At 48.3% G+C, this 18,213-nt stretch carries 17 protein-coding genes, 3 tRNA genes and 2 rRNA genes (1 of these 22 running past the window's edge); 16 read left to right on the top strand and 6 right to left on the bottom strand.

Annotation, left to right across the window (positions count from 1 at the left end):
* Both U719_RS14925 and rrf read left to right on the top strand, forming a co-directional pair.
* A 23S ribosomal RNA gene (locus U719_RS14925) occupies positions 1–2,549 on the top strand; it begins 365 nt to the left of the window's first position.
* 48 nt (positions 2,550–2,597) lie between these two features.
* Positions 2,598–2,713 (top strand): 5S ribosomal RNA (gene rrf / locus U719_RS14920).
* A 99-nt stretch (positions 2,714–2,812) separates the two neighbouring features.
* Here the strand turns inward: rrf and U719_RS14915 are convergent.
* Entirely contained in the window at positions 2,813–3,277 is a 465-nt protein-coding gene (locus tag U719_RS14915; protein ID WP_023469617.1) for an NUDIX hydrolase, read from the bottom strand.
* 129 nt (positions 3,278–3,406) lie between these two features.
* On the opposite strand from U719_RS14915, the gene U719_RS14910 reads away from it, so the two are divergent.
* From U719_RS14910 to U719_RS14880, 7 genes are all read left to right on the top strand, one after another.
* A tRNA-Met gene (locus U719_RS14910) sits at positions 3,407–3,483 on the top strand.
* Positions 3,484–3,517: 34 nt separating this feature from the next.
* Positions 3,518–3,594, top strand: a tRNA-Met gene (locus U719_RS14905).
* Positions 3,595–3,712: 118 nt separating this feature from the next.
* Entirely contained in the window at positions 3,713–4,162 is a 450-nt protein-coding gene (gene tsaE / locus U719_RS14900) for a tRNA (adenosine(37)-N6)-threonylcarbamoyltransferase complex ATPase subunit type 1 TsaE (RefSeq protein WP_023469616.1), read from the top strand.
* Positions 4,159–4,812, top strand: a complete 654-nt coding sequence (tsaB, locus tag U719_RS14895; protein WP_023469615.1) for a tRNA (adenosine(37)-N6)-threonylcarbamoyltransferase complex dimerization subunit type 1 TsaB — start codon at positions 4,159–4,161, stop codon at positions 4,810–4,812. The genes tsaE and tsaB overlap by 4 nt, the downstream gene beginning before the upstream one ends.
* Positions 4,805–5,260, top strand: coding sequence for a ribosomal protein S18-alanine N-acetyltransferase (gene rimI, locus U719_RS14890; RefSeq protein ID WP_023469614.1), 456 nt, complete (start codon positions 4,805–4,807; stop codon positions 5,258–5,260). Before tsaB ends, rimI begins: the two co-directional genes overlap by 8 nt.
* Positions 5,257–6,264 (top strand): tRNA (adenosine(37)-N6)-threonylcarbamoyltransferase complex transferase subunit TsaD, encoded by a 1,008-nt coding sequence (tsaD, locus tag U719_RS14885; protein ID WP_023469613.1) that lies wholly within the window; start codon positions 5,257–5,259, stop codon positions 6,262–6,264. The genes rimI and tsaD overlap by 4 nt, the downstream gene beginning before the upstream one ends.
* Before the next feature lie 28 nt (positions 6,265–6,292).
* Positions 6,293–6,862 (top strand): hypothetical protein, encoded by a 570-nt coding sequence (locus U719_RS14880; protein ID WP_023469612.1) that lies wholly within the window; start codon positions 6,293–6,295, stop codon positions 6,860–6,862.
* A 48-nt stretch (positions 6,863–6,910) separates the two neighbouring features.
* On the opposite strand, the gene U719_RS14875 is transcribed toward U719_RS14880, so the two are convergent.
* From U719_RS14875 to U719_RS14865, 3 genes are all read right to left on the bottom strand, one after another.
* Positions 6,911–7,570, bottom strand: coding sequence for a haloacid dehalogenase type II (locus U719_RS14875; RefSeq protein ID WP_023469611.1), 660 nt, complete (start codon positions 7,568–7,570; stop codon positions 6,911–6,913).
* A gap of 68 nt (positions 7,571–7,638) precedes the next feature.
* Positions 7,639–8,094, bottom strand: coding sequence for a flavodoxin (locus U719_RS14870; RefSeq protein ID WP_023469610.1), 456 nt, complete (start codon positions 8,092–8,094; stop codon positions 7,639–7,641).
* Between the two features lie 105 nt (positions 8,095–8,199).
* Positions 8,200–8,520 (bottom strand): helix-turn-helix domain-containing protein, encoded by a 321-nt coding sequence (locus U719_RS14865; RefSeq protein WP_023469609.1) that lies wholly within the window; start codon positions 8,518–8,520, stop codon positions 8,200–8,202.
* Positions 8,521–8,703: 183 nt separating this feature from the next.
* On the opposite strand from U719_RS14865, the gene U719_RS14860 reads away from it, so the two are divergent.
* Both U719_RS14860 and U719_RS14855 read left to right on the top strand, forming a co-directional pair.
* On the top strand, positions 8,704–9,102 hold the full coding sequence (locus U719_RS14860) for a DoxX family protein (RefSeq protein ID WP_023469608.1): 399 nt from the start codon (positions 8,704–8,706) through the stop codon (positions 9,100–9,102).
* A 19-nt stretch (positions 9,103–9,121) separates the two neighbouring features.
* A complete protein-coding gene (locus U719_RS14855) occupies positions 9,122–9,715 on the top strand; it encodes a flavin reductase family protein (RefSeq protein ID WP_023469607.1) in 594 nt (197 codons plus the stop codon).
* Between the two features lie 119 nt (positions 9,716–9,834).
* Here the strand turns inward: U719_RS14855 and U719_RS14850 are convergent, their stop codons facing one another.
* The gene (locus U719_RS14850; protein ID WP_143404481.1) at positions 9,835–10,275 is read right to left on the bottom strand and encodes a hypothetical protein; all 441 of its coding nucleotides are present in this window, start codon (positions 10,273–10,275) and stop codon (positions 9,835–9,837) included.
* Positions 10,257–12,158, bottom strand: coding sequence for an ABC-F family ATP-binding cassette domain-containing protein (locus tag U719_RS14845; protein ID WP_041255583.1), 1,902 nt, complete (start codon positions 12,156–12,158; stop codon positions 10,257–10,259). Before U719_RS14845 ends, U719_RS14850 begins: the two co-directional genes overlap by 19 nt.
* A 167-nt stretch (positions 12,159–12,325) precedes the next feature.
* Here U719_RS14845 and U719_RS14840 point away from each other — a divergent pair, with 167 nt between their 5' ends.
* From U719_RS14840 to U719_RS14820, 5 genes are all read left to right on the top strand, one after another.
* The gene (locus tag U719_RS14840; protein WP_023469604.1) at positions 12,326–12,985 is read left to right on the top strand and encodes a redox-sensing transcriptional repressor Rex; all 660 of its coding nucleotides are present in this window, start codon (positions 12,326–12,328) and stop codon (positions 12,983–12,985) included.
* Entirely contained in the window at positions 12,985–13,185 is a 201-nt protein-coding gene (locus U719_RS14835) for a twin-arginine translocase TatA/TatE family subunit (protein ID WP_023469603.1), read from the top strand. The genes U719_RS14840 and U719_RS14835 overlap by 1 nt, the downstream gene beginning before the upstream one ends.
* A 7-nt stretch (positions 13,186–13,192) precedes the next feature.
* Positions 13,193–13,972: a twin-arginine translocase subunit TatC gene (gene tatC / locus U719_RS14830; protein WP_023469602.1), complete on the top strand. Its 780-nt coding sequence runs from the start codon at positions 13,193–13,195 to the stop codon at positions 13,970–13,972.
* A 103-nt stretch (positions 13,973–14,075) separates the two neighbouring features.
* A tRNA-Ala gene (locus U719_RS14825) sits at positions 14,076–14,151 on the top strand.
* A 221-nt stretch (positions 14,152–14,372) separates the two neighbouring features.
* Complete coding sequence (locus U719_RS14820; protein ID WP_023469601.1) at positions 14,373–18,119, top strand: S8 family serine peptidase; 3,747 nt, start codon at positions 14,373–14,375, stop codon at positions 18,117–18,119.
* Positions 18,120–18,213 lie beyond the last annotated feature (94 nt).

Below are 18,213 nucleotides of genomic sequence, written 5' to 3'. Positions count from 1 at the left end.
AGAAGGTGACAGCCCTGTAGCTGAAACTGTTTTCCCTCCAGAGTGGATCCTGAGTACGGCGGGACACGTGAAACCCCGTCGGAATCCGGGAGGACCATCTCCCAAGGCTAAATACTCCCTAGTGACCGATAGTGAACCAGTACCGTGAGGGAAAGGTGAAAAGCACCCCGGAAGGGGAGTGAAATAGATCCTGAAACCGTATGCCTACAAGTAGTCAGAGCCCGTTAACGGGTGATGGCGTGCCTTTTGTAGAATGAACCGGCGAGTTACGATAACGCGCGAGGTTAAGCCGATGAGGCGGAGCCGTAGCGAAAGCGAGTCTGAACAGGGCGTTCAGTGCGTTGTCGTAGACCCGAAACCAGGTGATCTACCCATGTCCAGGATGAAGGTCAGGTAACACTGACTGGAGGTCCGAACCCACGCACGTTGAAAAGTGCGGGGATGAGGTGTGGGTAGCGGTGAAATGCCAATCGAACCTGGAGATAGCTGGTTCTCCCCGAAATAGCTTTAGGGCTAGCCTCGAGGTTGAGAGTTCTGGAGGTAGAGCACTGATTGGACTAGGGGCCCCCACAGGGTTACCGAATTCAGTTAAACTCCGAATGCCAGCAACTTATACTCGGGAGTCAGACTGCGAGTGATAAGATCCGTAGTCAAGAGGGAAACAGCCCAGACCGCCAGCTAAGGTCCCAAAGTGTATGTTAAGTGGAAAAGGATGTGGCGCTGCCTAGACAGCTAGGATGTTGGCTTAGAAGCAGCCACCATTCAAAGAGTGCGTAATAGCTCACTAGTCGAGTGGCGCCGCGCCGAAAATGTAACGGGGCTAAACATACCACCGAAGCTGCGGATTCCGTAAGGAATGGTAGGGGAGCGTTCCAAACCGCTGTGAAGCTGTACCGGAAGGAGCAGTGGAGCGTTTGGAAGTGAGAATGCCGGTGTGAGTAGCGAAAAGAGGGGTGAGAATCCCCTCCGTCGAAAGCCCAAGGTTTCCTGAGGAAGGCTCGTCCGCTCAGGGTTAGTCTGGACCTAAGCCGAGGCCGAAAGGCGTAGGCGATGGATAACAGGTTGATATTCCTGTACCGCCGATCCACCGTTTGAACAATGGGGGGACGCAGGAGGATAGTGACGCATGCGGATGGAAGTGCATGTGCAAGTTTCAAGACCGTCTGATTGGCAAATCCGTCAGGCATCAAAGTCAAGGAACGATGCGGAGTCCCGTAGGGACGTAGGTCACGATTTCACACTGCCAAGAAAAGCCTCTAGTGAGGGGGAAGGCGCCAGTACCGTAAACCGACACAGGTAGGCGAGATGAGAATTCTAAGACGCGCGGGATAACTCTCGTTAAGGAACTCGGCAAAATGGTCCCGTAACTTCGGGAGAAGGGACGCTCTACATGAGTAGAGCCGCAGTGAATAGGCCCAAACGACTGTTTAGCAAAAACACAGGTCTCTGCTAAATCGCAAGATGACGTATAGGGGCTGACGCCTGCCCGGTGCTGGAAGGTTAAGGGGATGGGTTAGCGCAAGCGAAGCTTTGAACCGAAGCCCCAGTAAACGGCGGCCGTAACTATAACGGTCCTAAGGTAGCGAAATTCCTTGTCGGGTAAGTTCCGACCCGCACGAAAGGCGTAACGATTTGGGCACTGTCTCAACGAGAGACCCGGTGAAATCATAGTACCTGTGAAGATGCAGGTTACCCGCGACAGGACGGAAAGACCCCATGGAGCTTTACTACAGCCTGATATTGAGGCTTTGTGCATGATGTACAGGATAGGCGGGAGACGTCGAGCCCGGAGCGCCAGCTTCGGAGGAGTCACCCTTGGGATACCGCCCTTCATGCATAGAGTCTCTAACTCGCAGCCGTGATCCGGCTGGAGGACCGTGTCAGGCGGGTAGTTTGACTGGGGCGGTCGCCTCCTAAACAGTAACGGAGGCGCCCAAAGGTTCCCTCAGAATGGTTGGAAATCATTCGTAGAGCGCAAAGGCAGAAGGGAGCTTGACTGCGAGACCTACAAGTCGAGCAGGGACGAAAGTCGGGCTTAGTGATCCGGTGGTTCCGCATGGAAGGGCCATCGCTCAACGGATAAAAGCTACCCTGGGGATAACAGGCTGATCTCCCCCAAGAGTCCACATCGACGGGGAGGTTTGGCACCTCGATGTCGGCTCATCGCATCCTGGGGCTGGAGTAGGTCCCAAGGGTTGGGCTGTTCGCCCATTAAAGCGGTACGCGAGCTGGGTTCAGAACGTCGTGAGACAGTTCGGTCCCTATCCGTCGTGGGCGCAGGAAATTTGAGGAGAGCTGTCCTTAGTACGAGAGGACCGGGATGGACGCACCGCTGGTGTACCAGTTGTTCCGCCAGGAGCATCGCTGGGTAGCTACGTGCGGACGGGATAAATGCTGAAAGCATCTAAGCATGAAGCCCCCTCCAAGATGAGATTTCCCTTTGAGTAATCAAGAAAGACCCCTCAGAGACGATGAGGTAGATAGGTCACGGGTGGAAGCATGGCGACATGTGGAGCTGAGTGATACTAATCGGTCGAGGCCTTGTTCTAGCAGATGCATTGTTGATGACTTCAGTTTTGAGGGCGCGAGCCCGATCGTCTGGTGACGATAGCCAAGTGGTCACACCCGTTCCCATGCCGAACACGGAAGTTAAGCACTTGAACGCCGAAAGTAGTTGGGGGCTTCCCCCTGTGAGGATAGGACGTTGCCAGGCACTTGACCGATCTGCAGATTGCAGGTCGGTTTTTTGTTGTGGAAAAGGAAAAACTGACCGAATGACAGCCAGTTTTAAAATACGACATCTATATTAAATTCAAGATGTTGTTTCGATAAGACGAGGGATGACGTGTTTTAACAGCGCAGCGGCTCTTGCTTCAAGTAGTTCTGGTAGTTGATCGAGTGGAAAATAACGAAGATCTAGGCTTTCTCCATCTGTCATTTGTAATGTACCTGATATTCCTTTTGCTTGAAAGAGATGAATCACACTATAGGTTTGATCGCCATTTGGATAACGGAAGAAGTAATCAGGACCCGAGAAGACGTCTAGCAGCTGAACGCTGCGTGCTTGAAGTCCGGTTTCTTCCTGTAATTCACGCATCGCGACTTCTTCAAGTGTCTCACCTGGTTCCATCGAACCACCGGGAAGTCCCCAACTGTGGGTATCCGAACGATATTGAAATAGCAGTTCATGTTGTGGATTTATGACGAGTACGGTCGCACCCACGCTGATCAACGGTCGGTTGCCTACGATTTTTCGTAAATCTAATAAGTATCCCATCTGCTCACTCCTTTCGTATCAGTATAGAAGAATATTCATTATGACAGTTAGTAAAAAGAAATAAGGCAAAAAGACTTGCCAATTTAAAAGACACATGTTATATTAATATCTGTCGAAACGTTATATCATCGCGGGGTGGAGCAGTCTGGTAGCTCGTTGGGCTCATAACCCAAAGGTCGTCGGTTCAAATCCGGCCCCCGCAACCAATTTTTAAATAATTAAATCCGAAACGTTTATCGTCGCGGGGTGGAGCAGTCTGGTAGCTCGTTGGGCTCATAACCCAAAGGTCGTCGGTTCAAATCCGGCCCCCGCAACCAATTTTAAACTTAACTTCAACTTTACTACGAAACGTTCAGCGTTTCGTATTTTTTTTTGCCTTTTTCGTCCGGTACAATAGAGAAGGACGAACAGTACGTATTAAGGAGGAGACATCGTATGATAGAACTGGAAATGAACAGCTTGGAAGAAACGACTGCCTTGGCTCTTGAACTTGGACGACGTGCTGAAGCAGGGATGGTCATTACGCTCGATGGAGATTTAGGTGCTGGGAAAACGACCTTTACGCAAAGCTTTGCGAAAGGGTTAGGTGTGACGCGTCACGTCAACAGCCCTACCTTTACAATCATGAAAGTCTATACGGGACGTCTTCCTCTTTATCATATGGATGTTTATCGCCTGGAAGGTTCCGGTGATGATATCGGACTTGAAGAATATTTGAATGGTGAAGGCGTCGCCGTCGTCGAGTGGTCTGAGTTAATTGCGGACAGTCTTCCACCTGAACGGTTGGCAATCACGATTACGCGAACAGGTGATGATAGTCGACGTTTTGAGCTGACGCCGATCGGAGAACGATACATTACATTATGTGAGGGATTGAAATCATGAAAATCGTAGCCATTGATACATCGACGAAACAATTATCAGTCGCTCTTTCAGACGGGAAACAGATTGTAGCAGAAGCTTCTTACGTCACGTCTTTGAATCATGCGACGAAACTCATGCCGTTGCTTGAGCGCTTGATGGTGGAAGCAAAATGGACGCCGGCTCAACTGACACGCATTGTCGTTGCTGACGGTCCTGGTTCTTATACGGGATTACGGATTGGAGCGACGACAGCGAAGACGCTTGCCTATACACTCGGTATCGAGCTCGTTGCCATCTCGACACTTGAACTGATGGCAGCTTCGACTGGTCATACAGGACGCGTTGCGGCGATTCAAGATGCGCGGCGTGGAGCAGGGTTTGTCGGAGTGTACGACGCCGGGAAACGAATTGGTGAAGAACAGCATGTCGAGATTGCGTCCTTTGTAAAGACGTTAATGCCAGATACGCTCGTCACAGGAGACGTCGAGGCGTTCGAAGAGATTCTTCAGCCCTTCGAAAAGGTGGCTCCTGCTTTCCGGACGCCACGTGCCGGCGTACTCGCTTTACTCGGTGCAACGCGTCAGACGGTCGAAGCGCATGCGTTTGAGCCACGTTACCTGCGCCTGGCTGAAGCAGAAGCGAAATGGATCGAGGCACAGCGTCATGAGTAAGGGCATTCGTCGCATGACCGTACAGGATGCTGCAGGTGTTCATGCGGTCGAACTCGAATCATTTGCGACACCGTGGACGCTAGATGCCTTCGAAGCGGAAATGACACAAAATCCGAATGCCTATTATGTCGTTGCCGATCAAGATGGTATCGTTGGGTTTGCTGGTCTGTGGCATATTGCGGATGAAGGACATATTACGAATATTGCCGTCAAGCAGTCGCATCGCGGACAAGGGCTCGGGGAAGATCTGCTAACGGCATTGATCGCCGTCGGTCGTGCGCTTGATTTGCGGGCGATGACGCTCGAAGTACGTGTCTCGAACACACCAGCGCGGACTTTATATGAAAAACTTGGATTCCAGTATGTTGGTGTCCGAAAACGATATTATCAAGATAACAATGAAGATGCTGCCATCTACTGGCTGGAGCTGGAGGGAGAAGACCTATGACACAACCATTGATTCTAGCAATCGAATCGAGTTGCGACGAAACGGCGGCTGCCGTCGTCCGTGGAGGAACCGACGTCTTATCGAACGTCGTCTCGTCTCAAATCGAAAGTCATAAACGATTCGGTGGCGTCGTGCCTGAAGTGGCTTCACGGCATCACGTCGAACGAATCACATACGTCATTGATGACGCCTTGACGGAAGCAAAAGTCACGATCGACGATATTGATGCGATCGCCGTCACGGAAGGACCTGGACTTGTCGGAGCATTACTCGTTGGTGTCAGCGCAGCGAAGGCACTCGCCTTTGCGCACAATAAACCATTGATCGGTGTTCATCATATCGCAGGTCATATCTATGCGAATCGTCTCGTGCAAGAGCTTGAGTTCCCGCTCGTCTGTTTGATTGCATCAGGTGGGCACACGGAACTGATCTACATGCCAGAAGACGGTGTATATGAAGTCATTGGTGAAACACGGGATGATGCCGCGGGGGAAGCCTATGATAAAGTTGCTCGAACGTTGCAGTTACCGTATCCGGGTGGTCCACGGATCGATCAATTGGCACAGACTGGTCAGGATACGTTCCATTTTCCACGCGTCTGGCTTGAGAAGGACTCGTACGACTTTAGCTTCAGCGGTTTGAAGTCAGCGGTCATCAATGCCGTGCATAACGCCGAACAACGGGGAGAAACGATCATTCCGGAAGATTTAGCTGCAAGTTTCCAAGCGAGCGTCGTCGAGGTACTCGTGACAAAGGCGGTTCGTGCCGTGAAGGATAAAGGGGGACGTCAATTGCTACTTGCTGGTGGCGTCGCTGCTAACAAAGGATTACGCCAAGGTCTCGAAGCGGCGTGTGCGAAGGAAGGAATCGATCTCGTCATTCCGCCGATGCACCTGTGTGGAGACAATGCAGCGATGATCGGAGCGGCTGCAATTCATCCATATCGCGCGTTACGCTATTCGACACTTGCCATGAACGCAGAACCTGGGCTAGATTTAAAGTAAGGAATCCGAACAACTTGGGGGAAATGGAATGAAAAAAGTCATCATCGCATTGTTAGCGGTACTGGTCATCGTCGCGATCGGACTTCAGGTCCGAGAAATCGTCAACGCATACCAAGTCGCCTATAAGGAAGAACTCGTACCCGATAAAAAAGCGGTCGAGACGAATACGAAACAACGTCCACTTTACGAAATCGGACGAGCAGAAGGGGAAAAGACCCGGATTCAAAAGTTATATGCTTTTGATCAGACAATCAATGGTAAGCTCAGTAACGTCGTCATCGTCGATCGGAAGTATGGTTTAACGAACAAGGCGAGTGATGATTATTTCATGATTGCTTCCGGAACACCGGTGACGGATCAAGAAAAGAAGTCATTCGAACCAATGATTCAAAAGATGGATGCAGAACAAGTCCAAGCCGAGGTGATCTCAAAGCACGAGGTGACGGCTGTTGAGAACAATAAAGAGCGGATGTTGACGTTATTTAAGGTCTTCTATAAAGATACGGATCAAAACGAATACCTCTTCTTCATCGAAAAAGAAGGCGGTCTGAAGCTCGATCTATTCAAGAAGGGTTACTCCCGTCTTTCGAATTACTGAAGACATGAAAACAGCGGATTCCTAAATAAGGAGTCCGCTGTTGTTCGTTCATTGCCATTCAGTGATACCCGTCAAGTCATCATAGATACGATCGGGATCGAGATTCAATTCCTCGACCGGAAGTCCATTTCGATTGATCCATGCCGTTTTGAAGCCGAAACTCTTCGCCCCGGTGATGTCCCAACCGTTCGAGGACATGAAGAGGATCTCCTCGCGTTTTAGACCGAGCGTGTTTAAGGCATGCATATAGGATGCAGGTGCTGGCTTATACTGTTTGATATCATCGACACTGACGAGATGTTCGAACCGATCGGCTAAGCCTGACTGCTCAATGAGCGGATCGAGCATATCATGGGAACCATTCGAGAAGACGACCAGACGTTTGTCCGCCATCGTCTCGAGAACGGAGCTGACTTCAGGATATACATCAAGCGTCAGGTACGTCTCCATTAAGGTCGTGATTTGTTCCTCGGTCACATGAAGCTTCAGTTCGAGTAACGTATAGCGGAGAGCATCTTGTGTCACTTGGCTGAACGGCACATACTGTCCGTTCAATTGTCGGAGGAAAGAGTACTCCAGTTGTTTCTCCCGCCAGCGTTTGCTGATCGCTTCTCCGTGATCCGGATAAAGCGCTTCGGCTTGTTCTTTGACGGAATGGACATCGAATAATGTACCGTAGACGTCAAAGACGAGTGCTTGAATCGTCATAAAACATTCATCTCACTTTCATAGAGTTTGCTTTAACGATTCCCTTACAGTACGGATTCAAACGACACTCAAGAATGAACCTGTTGTAAAAAGCGATGAAACGTTTGCGCGAATGCACGACAAGCGGCTTGTTTCTCCGGGGTATTCGGATCAAACTCAATCTTCAAGCCATCCGTGACGAGGGTCGCCCCAGCTTCTTTTAATGCGTCTTCAATCAAATCAACGGCTGCGCAGTACTTCGGATAATCAAGATCCCCCGAACCAAAAGCAGCCGCCGGTATCCCGTCTAAGGATTGTTCCCTTAGCTCCTCAACGAAGTCTTCTGCTTCATACGGTAAATCACCGTCTCCCCATGTATATGAGCCGAGTAATAGACCATCAAAACGTGATAAGTCCTCCCCGACGAATTGATCTAGTTCCGTGATCGTCACGTTGACACCGTGTTGCTCGAGTTCATGTTGAATGATCGAGACGATATCTTCCGTATTCCCGGACATGCTGACGAATCCAATCGCGATATGCATGCATCTTCCTCCTTTCACTGTACTTCTCTACTTTAATTGATAATGATTATCAATGTCAAAGGACATATAAAAAAGCACCTTCCGAAGAAGATGCTTTTCTATACATTAGTCTTGTAGTTCGGCCCATTCCTCAATGGAACGAATGACCGGTTCGAGTTGGCGCCCTTTGTCGGTCAAACTGTATTGAATCTTAATCGGACGATCGGGAATGACAGTCCGGATGACGATGCCTTCCGCTTCGAGCTCCTTCATACGTTCCGTGAGCATACGACCTGATAATTCGGGAATGGCATCTTGAATCTCATTGAAACGACATGTCTTCGTCAACAAGTGACGTAAGATCAGACCCGTCCATTTCTTACCTAAGATTTCAAAGGCATGTTCGACTTTGGGACAAAGAGCCGGTTGGATTGCGACTTCTTCCATCAGCACTCATCCTTTCTATAGTTGTAGTATACCCGCTTCTGCTAAAAAAATCGAATCATTTTACTTAATGTAACAAAAAGAACTAAAACAAATCTATTTACTTTTAGTAAGTGATAAGATATAGTCTGTTTATTGAGTTACTTAAAGTAACTAAAATACATTAGGTAAAAGGAGAAGAGAGCAATGATGGATACAGGACTTTTAATTATTCGTTTAATCATCGGCTTAACGTTCGCTGCACACGGGACACAAAAATTATTTGGTTGGTTCGGCGGACACGGAATCGCTGGAACAGGCGGTTGGTTCGAATCAATCGGCATGAAGCCAGGGAAGGCACTCGCGATTACAGCAGGTCTTGCTGAATTGATCGGTGGCTTGTTGTTTGCAGGAGGCGTATTCCTCTGGATCGCAGCACTCCTCATCATCGGATCGATGCTTGTCGCGATCGTTAAAGTACACGGTGCGAATGGTTACTGGGTGACGCAGAACGGGTACGAATACAACATGGCATTGATCGTCATCGCGCTTGGTGTAGCGATGATCGGTGCTGGAGACTACTCACTCGCTGCACTCATCGGGTGAAGAAAAAGGTGGGTCATTCATGAAGTTTGAGGCATCAACGCTTAGCGCAAAAGACAATTATAAATTACTGATCGGAAGCATCATTCCGCGTCCGATTGCTTTCGTGACAACGCAAGGAGAAGACGGGACGGTCAACGCCGCACCGTTTTCCTTCTTTACGGTCGCTTCAAGCAGTCCGCCGCAACTGGTGATCGCCGTACAACGGACGGATCAGGGGCAGAAGGATACGGCACGTAACATCCTAGCGAAACAAAGTTATGTCATCCATATCGTCAGCGAAGAGATCGTCGACGCAGTCAATGAGACAGCAGCGCCACTTGCTTACGGTGAAAGTGAGCTTAAGCGGACGGATTTAACACTCGTCGATAGTGACGCAATCGAAGTACCCGGAATCGCGGAAGCGAAAATTCGCTTCGAGATGCGCTTGACGCAACACGTCGAGCTAGAAGGTGCCGATCTTCTAATCGGGGAAGTACTGCGCTATCACGTTGCAGATGAACTCGTCGAGTCGTTCCGAATTGACGCGGCAGGCTTGAAGGCTGTCGCTCGTTTAGCAGGAAATGATTATGCGACGATCGGGAAGACGTTTACGATTGCCCGACCGACGAAATGATCGAAGTGTGAATGCCTGACTCATCGTATGATTCGTTTTGATTCAAACAAAAAGGAGTGGAGAGACCGGTCTAACTACCGGAATCTCCACTCCTTTTTTCATGTCGTTCATCTGATTCATCAAGGCTGCGGATCGATTTCGTTTGAAGAGGCTTCAAGACCATGACGTTTACTGTACTGATAGCCATCGAGCAAATAAAAGACGATTGCGAGTGCCCATATTCCGACGCAGCTGATCAAGAAAGCGCTGATTGGAGAGACACTACCGTAATACGATAAGATCAACGGATCATTGAGTTCGACGAATAGCTGTATCGTCAGGAGCGTACAGCATAATCCCGAGAGTAAACTGATGAAGAGCCCACTCCATGTCTGGATGACGAGACCGATCATGCAGGAAATCAAGAGGAACAAAGGAAGTGCAGCATTGAAGGCATCTGGACGAATAAAGACGGATACATAATCGGCATATAACGGTACGAAATAGAGAACACCGGATAGTAATCCTAAGATGAGATTGATGAAAAAGCTCTTCGTCCGCATCAGTGTTGGTTCTCCCATCGTTCCATTAATTCGAGCAAATCGACATCAATCTGATCACGTTCTGCCGAAAGTGCCGTTGCTTTCGGAATGTCATTGAAGACTTCCGGTTCGCAAAGCAACTGTTCGATCTCCGCTGAACGCTGTTCGAGCCGCTCAATGTCTTGTTCGAGTTGTTCGATTTGCTGACGGCGCTTGCGCTCTTCCTTCTGCGCTTCTTTATCGATCGTCTTCGATGCCGTGACTTTTGCTGCTTTTGCTTCCTCGGCTTCAAGACGAGCGATTTCTTCTTGCTCTGCTTTCTTTTCTGTATAGTACGAATAATCGCCAAGGTACTCTGTCACACCGGTTTCACTCATCTCGATGACACGGGTCGCGATCCGGTCGATGAAGTAACGGTCGTGAGAGACGAATAGTAGTGTTCCTTCATAGTCGACGAGCGCATTTTCGAGGACCATCTTCGAATCTAGATCTAAATGGTTCGTTGGCTCATCGAGGACGAGGACGTTTGTCTTCCGGAGTTTCAGTTTCGCAAGCGCGAGACGTCCGCGTTCGCCACCAGATAACTCATGGACGATTTTGAAGACATCGTCACCGCTGAACAGGAATTGCCCGAGGACAGACCGGACTTCTTGTTCACGCATCAAAGGCCATTCGTTCCAAATCTCATCGATGACGCGGTTCCGGTCATTGAGTTCTGCCTGCTCTTGATCGTAATATCCGATCGAGACGCCAGTTCCGAAACGGAAATCACCGAAGAGGGGGCGTAAGCGACCGACGAGGACTTTTAAGAGCGTCGACTTTCCGATGCCGTTCGGTCCGACGAGTGCCAGTGATTCACCGCGTTGCAAGCGGAACGTGATGTCTTTTGAGACAGCTTCTTCGTAACCGATCGCCAGTTGATTGACTTGAAGAACGTCGTTCCCACTCTGTTTTTCAATCGGGAAGGACAGGACCGTGCTACGCTCATCGCCATCTGGTCGGTCGAGTCGGTCGACCTTCTCGAGTCGCTTCCGGACACTTTGGGCACGTTTTGTCGTCGTCGCCCGAGCGATGTTGCGTTGAATGAAGTCCTGCATCTTCGCGATCTCTTCTTGTTGCTGTTCGAACTGTTTCATTTCTTGATCGTACAATGCCGCTTTTTGTTCCAAGTACTTCGTGTAGTTACCGGTGAACTTACGGCAGACATTGCGTGACAGCTCATAGACGACATTGACGACTTGGTCAAGGAAGTACCGGTCGTGCGAGACGATCAGAACGGCACCACGATAACCGCCGAGGTAACTTTCGAGCCAAGCGAGCGTATCGATATCGAGGTGGTTGGTTGGCTCATCGAGAATGAGGAGCTCTGGTGCTTGCAGGAGCATCTTCGCTAAGGCGAGACGTGTCCGTTGACCACCGGATAACGTTTGGATCCGGCGCGAATAATCGTCCGGATAAAAGCGCATGCCGTGCAGGACGGAGCGGATATTCGCTTCGAACTGATAACCACCCGCTTCTGAAAAGTCGTGTTGCGCTTGATCGTACGTCTTTAGGAGACGATCGTACGCGACCGGATCGTTCAAGATATGCTCCATGCCCATTTCGATTTCCATCCGGCGTAGTGTTCGTTCTTGTTCTTGGAGATGTTCAAAGACGGTCAGCATCTCGTTCCAGATCGTCTCGTTCGATTCGAGACCACTGTCTTGCGCGAGATAACCGATTTTGACATCCTTGCCTTTCATGATGTCGCCCGAGTCATGACTGAGTTCGCCAGCGATGATTTTGAGCAAGGTCGATTTACCGGCACCGTTTCGTCCGACGAGCGCAATCCGGTCACGCTCTTGTACTTCCAATTTGATATTTTCTAAAATCGGCTCAACGCCGAATGATTTCGAGAGTTGGTTGACTTGTAAGAGTATCATTTCCATCCATCCTTCCACCCTTTAGTCTATCACGAACAAAAGCGCGAGGTCCTGCGGAATATATTATTTGTGACTCTATGTGAAGTGGTTTACAATCAAGGAGAGTAGAAAGCTTTTTGCAAAGATTTGGGTGCCACGATGGATGTGGCCGAAGGGGGAACTGCAGGATGAATGGACCAGACACAAAAATTCCACAAGCGACAGCAAAACGGTTGCCGCTATATTATCGCTTCATCCAAAGTTTATACAATTCAGGCAAGCTCCGCGTCTCTTCTGCTGAGTTAAGCGAGGCGGTGAAGGTTGATTCAGCAACGATTCGTCGCGATTTTTCCTACTTTGGGGCATTAGGGAAGAAGGGGTATGGATATAACGTTCAACATCTCTTAACGTTTTTCCGCAAAACCTTGAATCAAGATGAGGTGACGAATGTTGCCTTAATCGGGGTCGGTCATCTCGGAACAGCGTTTGCAAATTATAACTTTTTAAAGAATAATAGTACTCGGATAGTCGTTGCGTTTGATGCGGACGAAGAGAAGGTCGGAACAACGACGCATGACGTTCCAATCTATCATGTTTCGGACATGAAAGAACAAATCGAAGCGAATCAGGTCGATGTTGCCATCTTGACGGTTCCATCCCAGTTCGCGCAGTCAGTAGCGGATGAGTTAGTCGAGTATGGTGTGACTGGCATCCTGAACTTTACGCCCGCGCGGTTGAACGTGCCAGCGAGCGTCCGGGTCCATCACATCGATTTATCGATCGAGTTGCAGTCGTTAGTTTATTTCATGAAGCATTATTCGCAATCAGCTGAAGGAGTGAAATCATAATGGAAAACCTTATCCCGTCAACTATAGCATTCATCGGACCAGGTAGCTTAGCACTAATCGGTGTCGTCGCATTAATCATTTTCGGACCGAAGAAGTTACCTGAACTTGGTCGTGCTGCGGGTCAGACATTGAAAGAGTTCAAGAGCGCAACGAACGGTATCATGGACGACGATAAAAAGGATGAACCGAAAGAGAAGTGATTGAATCATGGCGATTGATCAAGAACAAAGCGTGACGTCGCATCTGGACGAACTGCGTAAACGGATCGTCTGGTCGCTTATCATCGTCGTCGTCCTGTTCGCTGTTGCATTTCCGCTCGTCCGACCGCTCGTTCGCTTCTTGCAAGCGGACTTAAAAGAGCTCGGTATCGGTTTGAATGCCTTCAACGTCGCAGATCCTTTAATGTTATATTTGAATCTTGCGTTCATCATCGCAATCGTGTTGGCATCACCGTTCTGGATGTATCAACTGTGGGCATTCGTCCGCCCTGGTCTGTATGACAAGGAGCAAAAAGCGACATTGACGTATATTCCGGTCATCTTCTTTCTGTTTTTGGCTGGTGTAGCCTTCTCGTACTTTTGGTTGTTACCTTTCTTATTAAAAGTTTCGACTGAACTAGGGAAGGAACTCGGAATCGAACAAGTCATCGGAGTCGAGAACTACTTCAGTTTCTTAATCCGATTAACGATTCCGTTCGGTCTTCTTTTCCAATTGCCGGTCGTGACGATGTTTCTGACACGTCTTGGTCTCGTGACGCCAATTTTCATGCGAAAGAATCGGAAATATGCGTACTTTGCGCTGTTCGTCGTTGCGGCATTGATCGCACCGCCGGACGTGACGTCACACTTGATGATCTCGGTCCCATTGTTCGTTCTCTATGAGATCAGCATCTTGATTTCTGCGCGGACGTACAAAAAGGTCTTGATCCTCGAGCAACAGGCAGAGCTTGAACGACAGGCGGATTTGATGCGTGAATTGAATAAATGAATCGTGAATTCCTTCCGACGATTTTGGAAGGAATTCTTTTTATGAAAGCGTTATTTTTATATTGATAAAGCAGTTAGCGATGCGTATACTAAAGTTAATTCATGGGGGCTTAGCTCAGCTGGGAGAGCGTTTGGCTGGCAGCCAAAAGGTCGTCGGTTCGATCCCGATAGTCTCCACCATATTCGTACACTTCAAACTCTTGAGGATTCAAGAGTTTTTTTATTGTTTTCAAAATATGGAAATGTAATATAAAGTGTCAATAAAAACAAATAATTATATAAAACAGACAGAACCGAATTGTTTATTTCCATCTATTTCATTAAACTAAATATACAGAATTTTCGTTTAACTGTTTTGTTGGTAACATCATTATGGTTTTTTAGAAAAGGGGAAAAGAAGCATGAAGAAGGAAATCGCACTCTTGGCAGCTGTCTTAATGACATCTTCCAACTTGGTTAGTGCTCAAGGAGCACTGTCCTCGCAAGATAAGGCAAGCGGTCAAAAGCCGCACGCCCTCTCACTTAAGAAAACAGGACAGGAGAAGGTGTATAAGCAGTCTGACAAGGTCCGTGTCGTCATCGAGATGGAGCAGAAGCCGGCGATTCAAATCGCGCAGGCACAAAACAAGCGGTATAGCACATTGAGCAATGCCGAAAAAGAGTCGATTAAGGATCGCCTCGTCAGCGTCCAAAAATCAGTCAAGTCAGCGATCGCTAAAAAATCGATTCCCGTTACATATAAGGAAAGCTTCACGACCGTCATCAACGGATTCAGTGGTGAAGTCAAGTTCGGCGACATCGAAGACATCAAACAACTCGCCGGAGTCAAGAGCGTACATATCGCCCATGAATACGCGCGACCGAAAGCCGATAAAGGCGCAAAACCAGACATGTTGTATAGCAAAGATATGGTTAATGCAAAAGAAACATGGCAGGATTATGGCTTCAAAGGGGAAGGGACAATCGTAGCGGTCATCGATACGGGGATTGATCCATCGCATAAAGATATGGTGTTGAGCCCGGAGACGAAGATCGATTTGACTTCTTCGAAGGTTGAGAGTGCTAAAGAAACAAAAGGACTAAAAGGGAAGTATTTTACGGAAAAAGTCCCATACGGCTATAACTACGCTGATCACGATAGCGAAATCCGTGATTTAGGTGCAGGTGCATCGATGCACGGAATGCACGTAGCGGGTACGGTCGGTGCTAATGGAGACGAAGCGAACGGTGGTATCAAAGGGGTCGCACCGGAAACACAACTCCTCGCGATGAAAGTATTCGGAAATGATCCAGGCATGCCATCGACATTCAGTGATATCTACATCAAAGCGATTGATGATGCGATTGCACTCGGAGCGGATGTCATCAACATGAGTCTCGGTTCGACGGCATCATTCGTCAACGCAGATGATCCGGAACAACGGGCAATCGTCAACGCAATGAACAACGGGATCTTATGTGCGATCTCTGCTGGAAACTCGGCATTCACAGGACATGGTGCAGGCAATCCGTATACAGCGAATCCTGACATCGGTGTTGTAGGATCTCCAGGGTTGATCAGCCAAGCGCTACAAGTCGCATCGCTAGAGAATACGAAATTAACGCTTGAAGGTATGGCACTGACGATTGACGGACAAGATGCTGGGTATTTGGCGTACCAAAAACAGGACTCGCCGAATCCGATTAAGATATTCAACAAGGAGAAGCAAGACGTCATTTATGTCGGCGATGGTCAAGCATCGAACTATCAAGGAAAAGATGTCAAAGGAAAAGTTGTCTTTGTTGTGCGTAACGGCAGTTTCAATTACGGTATGATTCAAGCAGAAGCTGAGAAACAAGGAGCAGCCGGTGTCATCGTTCGTGGACGAGTCGATCATGGGGATTATGTCAGCATGGCACTTAACAATCCGACGATTCCGATGGTGACGCTCAGCATCGCGGATGGGAATGATCTTGAAGAAAAAGCGAAAGCAGGAAAAGCAATTGCTGTCACGTTCGATGGAAAAGCGGTCTCAGCAGATAACCCAGTAGCGGGCGAGATGTCTGATTTCACGTCATGGGGTGTCACACCAAATCTTGATTTCAAACCTGAAATCACGGCACCGGGTGGAAAAATCTACTCGACGCTCAATGATAACGAATATGGCGTCATGAGTGGAACATCGATGGCAGCACCACACGTCGCCGGAGGAACGGCACTTGTCATGCAACGAATCGCGAAGGATTTCAAAGTCGATGGTGCGACACGCGTTAAACTCGCGAAGAATATCCTCATGAACACGTCACGTCCACAGCTTGATAAAGGGCAGTATAATGCTGAAGCGAAAACTGGTAGCTTCTATTCACCACGTCGTGAAGGTGCTGGTTTAATGGATCTACGTGCTGCGATGAAAACACCAGTCGTCGTTACGGAAACGAAATCGGGTGAAGGAAAGGCTGCACTCAAAGAGGTCGGCGAAAAATTCACATTCACGCTCGATTTGAAAAACTATAGTAGCGAAAAAGTGACATATCAATTAGCCGGAACGGTACAATCGGATCTCGGTGCAGAAGGAACGAACTTCCTGGAAGCCAACAATATTTATAAGAAAAACTCAGTGGATGCGGTCGATCCGAATAAAGGAACGTTCCCAATCTCATTCGCAGTCGGTTCGAAAAAAGCAAGTTCTGTCTCCATCAATCCGAAGAGCTCAACGAAAGTAAGTGTATCGGTCGATTTGAAAGATACGGTCGATTGGGCAAACGGTCTTCCACTTGAGCAAGTCTTTGAAAATGGCTACTTCGTTGAAGGTTTCGTTCGTTTAATCGATACGAAGAGTAAAAATCCGGAATTGACAGTGCCGTACGTCGGATTCAAAGGAAAGTGGGATCAGGCACCGATCGTCGATGCACCGCGTTATGACGAAGAGAAGACATTCTACGGATTAACTGGATTAGCGACAGAAGTAAAAGATGATTTCGAGTTCCTCGGCACGAACACGGCGGGAAAAGTCGTTGAAAACAAGGTTGCGTTCTCACCGAACAACGATGGTAGCGTTGACGAGGCGTTCCCAGTCCTCTCGTTCCTTCGTAATGCACGAAAAGTCGAGTATTCGATTCTTGACCGGAATAAAGCAACACTCCGTAAATTAGATCTACAAACAGACGTTGTGAAGAACTATTATGATAGCGGTTCTGAAGATGGGTTCACACCCGTCACAAGTGCGGCTTGGGATGGAACAGTCAATGGAAAACCAGTCAAAGACGGTCTTTACTATTACCAAGTGAAATCAGTCATCGATTATCCGAATGCGAAGTGGCAGTCGAATCTCTTCCCCGTCTATATTGATACGAAAAAACCAGCAGCAACTGTTCAATGGGATACTGCAAAAGAAACACTTTCTTGGACAGCAGGCGATCAGGGAACAGGTGTAGCGTCGTATGACATTCTCGTCGATGGAACAAGTGTCCTCAAACAGCCGCTTGCACCGACAGAAAAAGCATATGAACTCAAAGGTCTCTCGAAGTCAGCGAAGATTGATTTTGTCGTCAAGGATTATGCAGGAAATACCGTGACGAAATCGGTGAACACGACAGGCATCGACAAGGCGGTACCGACCGTCCAAATCGACACACCGGTCGCACTCGGTCTGTCGACATCTAAAGTAGTTACTATCGCGGGTCATGTATCCGATGAGTCAGGGATCAAATCATTCAAAATTAACGGAAAAGCCGTCCAGCTTCGTTTTGATGCAGCAAAACAGCAGTATGTGTTCAGCCATGATGTGACCTATACGAAAGATGGCGTCAAATCGTTTAAAGTCGAAGCTTATGATGGAAAAGGAAATCGCTTGGTATTTAGTCGTCAAGTCATTCTAGATTCGACATTGCCGACTTTAAAAGTGACAGCACCAAAAACAGTATCAGCAAAAACAAAGACAGCATCTCTTAAAATCGTTCTTCAAGATAATTATGATGAGATTCGATTTGATATGAATGATAATGCGGTATACCGTCATACCTTCAAGGAACCATACCAAATGAGAGCCTTCAAAAAGACAATCACGAAAAAAGTGACGCTCAAGAAGGGGAAAAACACGTACAACTTGAAACTGAAGGATATCGGTGGACACGTTGTTACGAAAACAGTCGTCATCACGAAAAAATAAGTAACTACAGATAAAGTCAGGCGGGTATCCGTCTGGCTTTTCTTGCGTGCCGAAGCGCCTTGAAGGGTTTATGAGACGAGAAGAGGGGGAATTT

Origin of the sequence: Exiguobacterium sp. MH3, from assembly GCF_000496635.1 — a bacterium.
In the GTDB taxonomy this organism is placed as follows: Bacteria; Bacillota; Bacilli; order Exiguobacteriales; family Exiguobacteriaceae; genus Exiguobacterium_A; species Exiguobacterium_A indicum.
Note: the sequence above shows the minus strand (reverse complement) of the source record. Positions and strands in the feature narration are given on the sequence as shown.

Excerpts from the sequence above, each read along its gene's own strand:
- U719_RS14915 (WP_023469617.1), bottom strand. The coding sequence starts at position 3,277 with ATGGGATACTTATTAGATTTACGAAAAATCGTAGGCAACCGACCGTTG.
- tsaE (WP_023469616.1), top strand. The coding sequence starts at position 3,713 with ATGATAGAACTGGAAATGAACAGCTTGGAAGAAACGACTGCCTTGGCT.
- tsaB (WP_023469615.1), top strand. The coding sequence starts at position 4,159 with ATGAAAATCGTAGCCATTGATACATCGACGAAACAATTATCAGTCGCT.
- rimI (WP_023469614.1), top strand. The coding sequence starts at position 4,805 with ATGAGTAAGGGCATTCGTCGCATGACCGTACAGGATGCTGCAGGTGTT.
- tsaD (WP_023469613.1), top strand. The coding sequence starts at position 5,257 with ATGACACAACCATTGATTCTAGCAATCGAATCGAGTTGCGACGAAACG.
- U719_RS14880 (WP_023469612.1), top strand. The coding sequence starts at position 6,293 with ATGAAAAAAGTCATCATCGCATTGTTAGCGGTACTGGTCATCGTCGCG.
- U719_RS14875 (WP_023469611.1), bottom strand. The coding sequence starts at position 7,570 with ATGACGATTCAAGCACTCGTCTTTGACGTCTACGGTACATTATTCGAT.
- U719_RS14870 (WP_023469610.1), bottom strand. The coding sequence starts at position 8,094 with ATGCATATCGCGATTGGATTCGTCAGCATGTCCGGGAATACGGAAGAT.
- U719_RS14865 (WP_023469609.1), bottom strand. The coding sequence starts at position 8,520 with ATGGAAGAAGTCGCAATCCAACCGGCTCTTTGTCCCAAAGTCGAACAT.
- U719_RS14860 (WP_023469608.1), top strand. The coding sequence starts at position 8,704 with ATGATGGATACAGGACTTTTAATTATTCGTTTAATCATCGGCTTAACG.
- U719_RS14855 (WP_023469607.1), top strand. The coding sequence starts at position 9,122 with ATGAAGTTTGAGGCATCAACGCTTAGCGCAAAAGACAATTATAAATTA.
- U719_RS14850 (WP_143404481.1), bottom strand. The coding sequence starts at position 10,275 with ATGGGAGAACCAACACTGATGCGGACGAAGAGCTTTTTCATCAATCTC.
- U719_RS14845 (WP_041255583.1), bottom strand. The coding sequence starts at position 12,158 with ATGATACTCTTACAAGTCAACCAACTCTCGAAATCATTCGGCGTTGAG.
- U719_RS14840 (WP_023469604.1), top strand. The coding sequence starts at position 12,326 with ATGAATGGACCAGACACAAAAATTCCACAAGCGACAGCAAAACGGTTG.
- U719_RS14835 (WP_023469603.1), top strand. The coding sequence starts at position 12,985 with ATGGAAAACCTTATCCCGTCAACTATAGCATTCATCGGACCAGGTAGC.
- tatC (WP_023469602.1), top strand. The coding sequence starts at position 13,193 with ATGGCGATTGATCAAGAACAAAGCGTGACGTCGCATCTGGACGAACTG.
- U719_RS14820 (WP_023469601.1), top strand. The coding sequence starts at position 14,373 with ATGAAGAAGGAAATCGCACTCTTGGCAGCTGTCTTAATGACATCTTCC.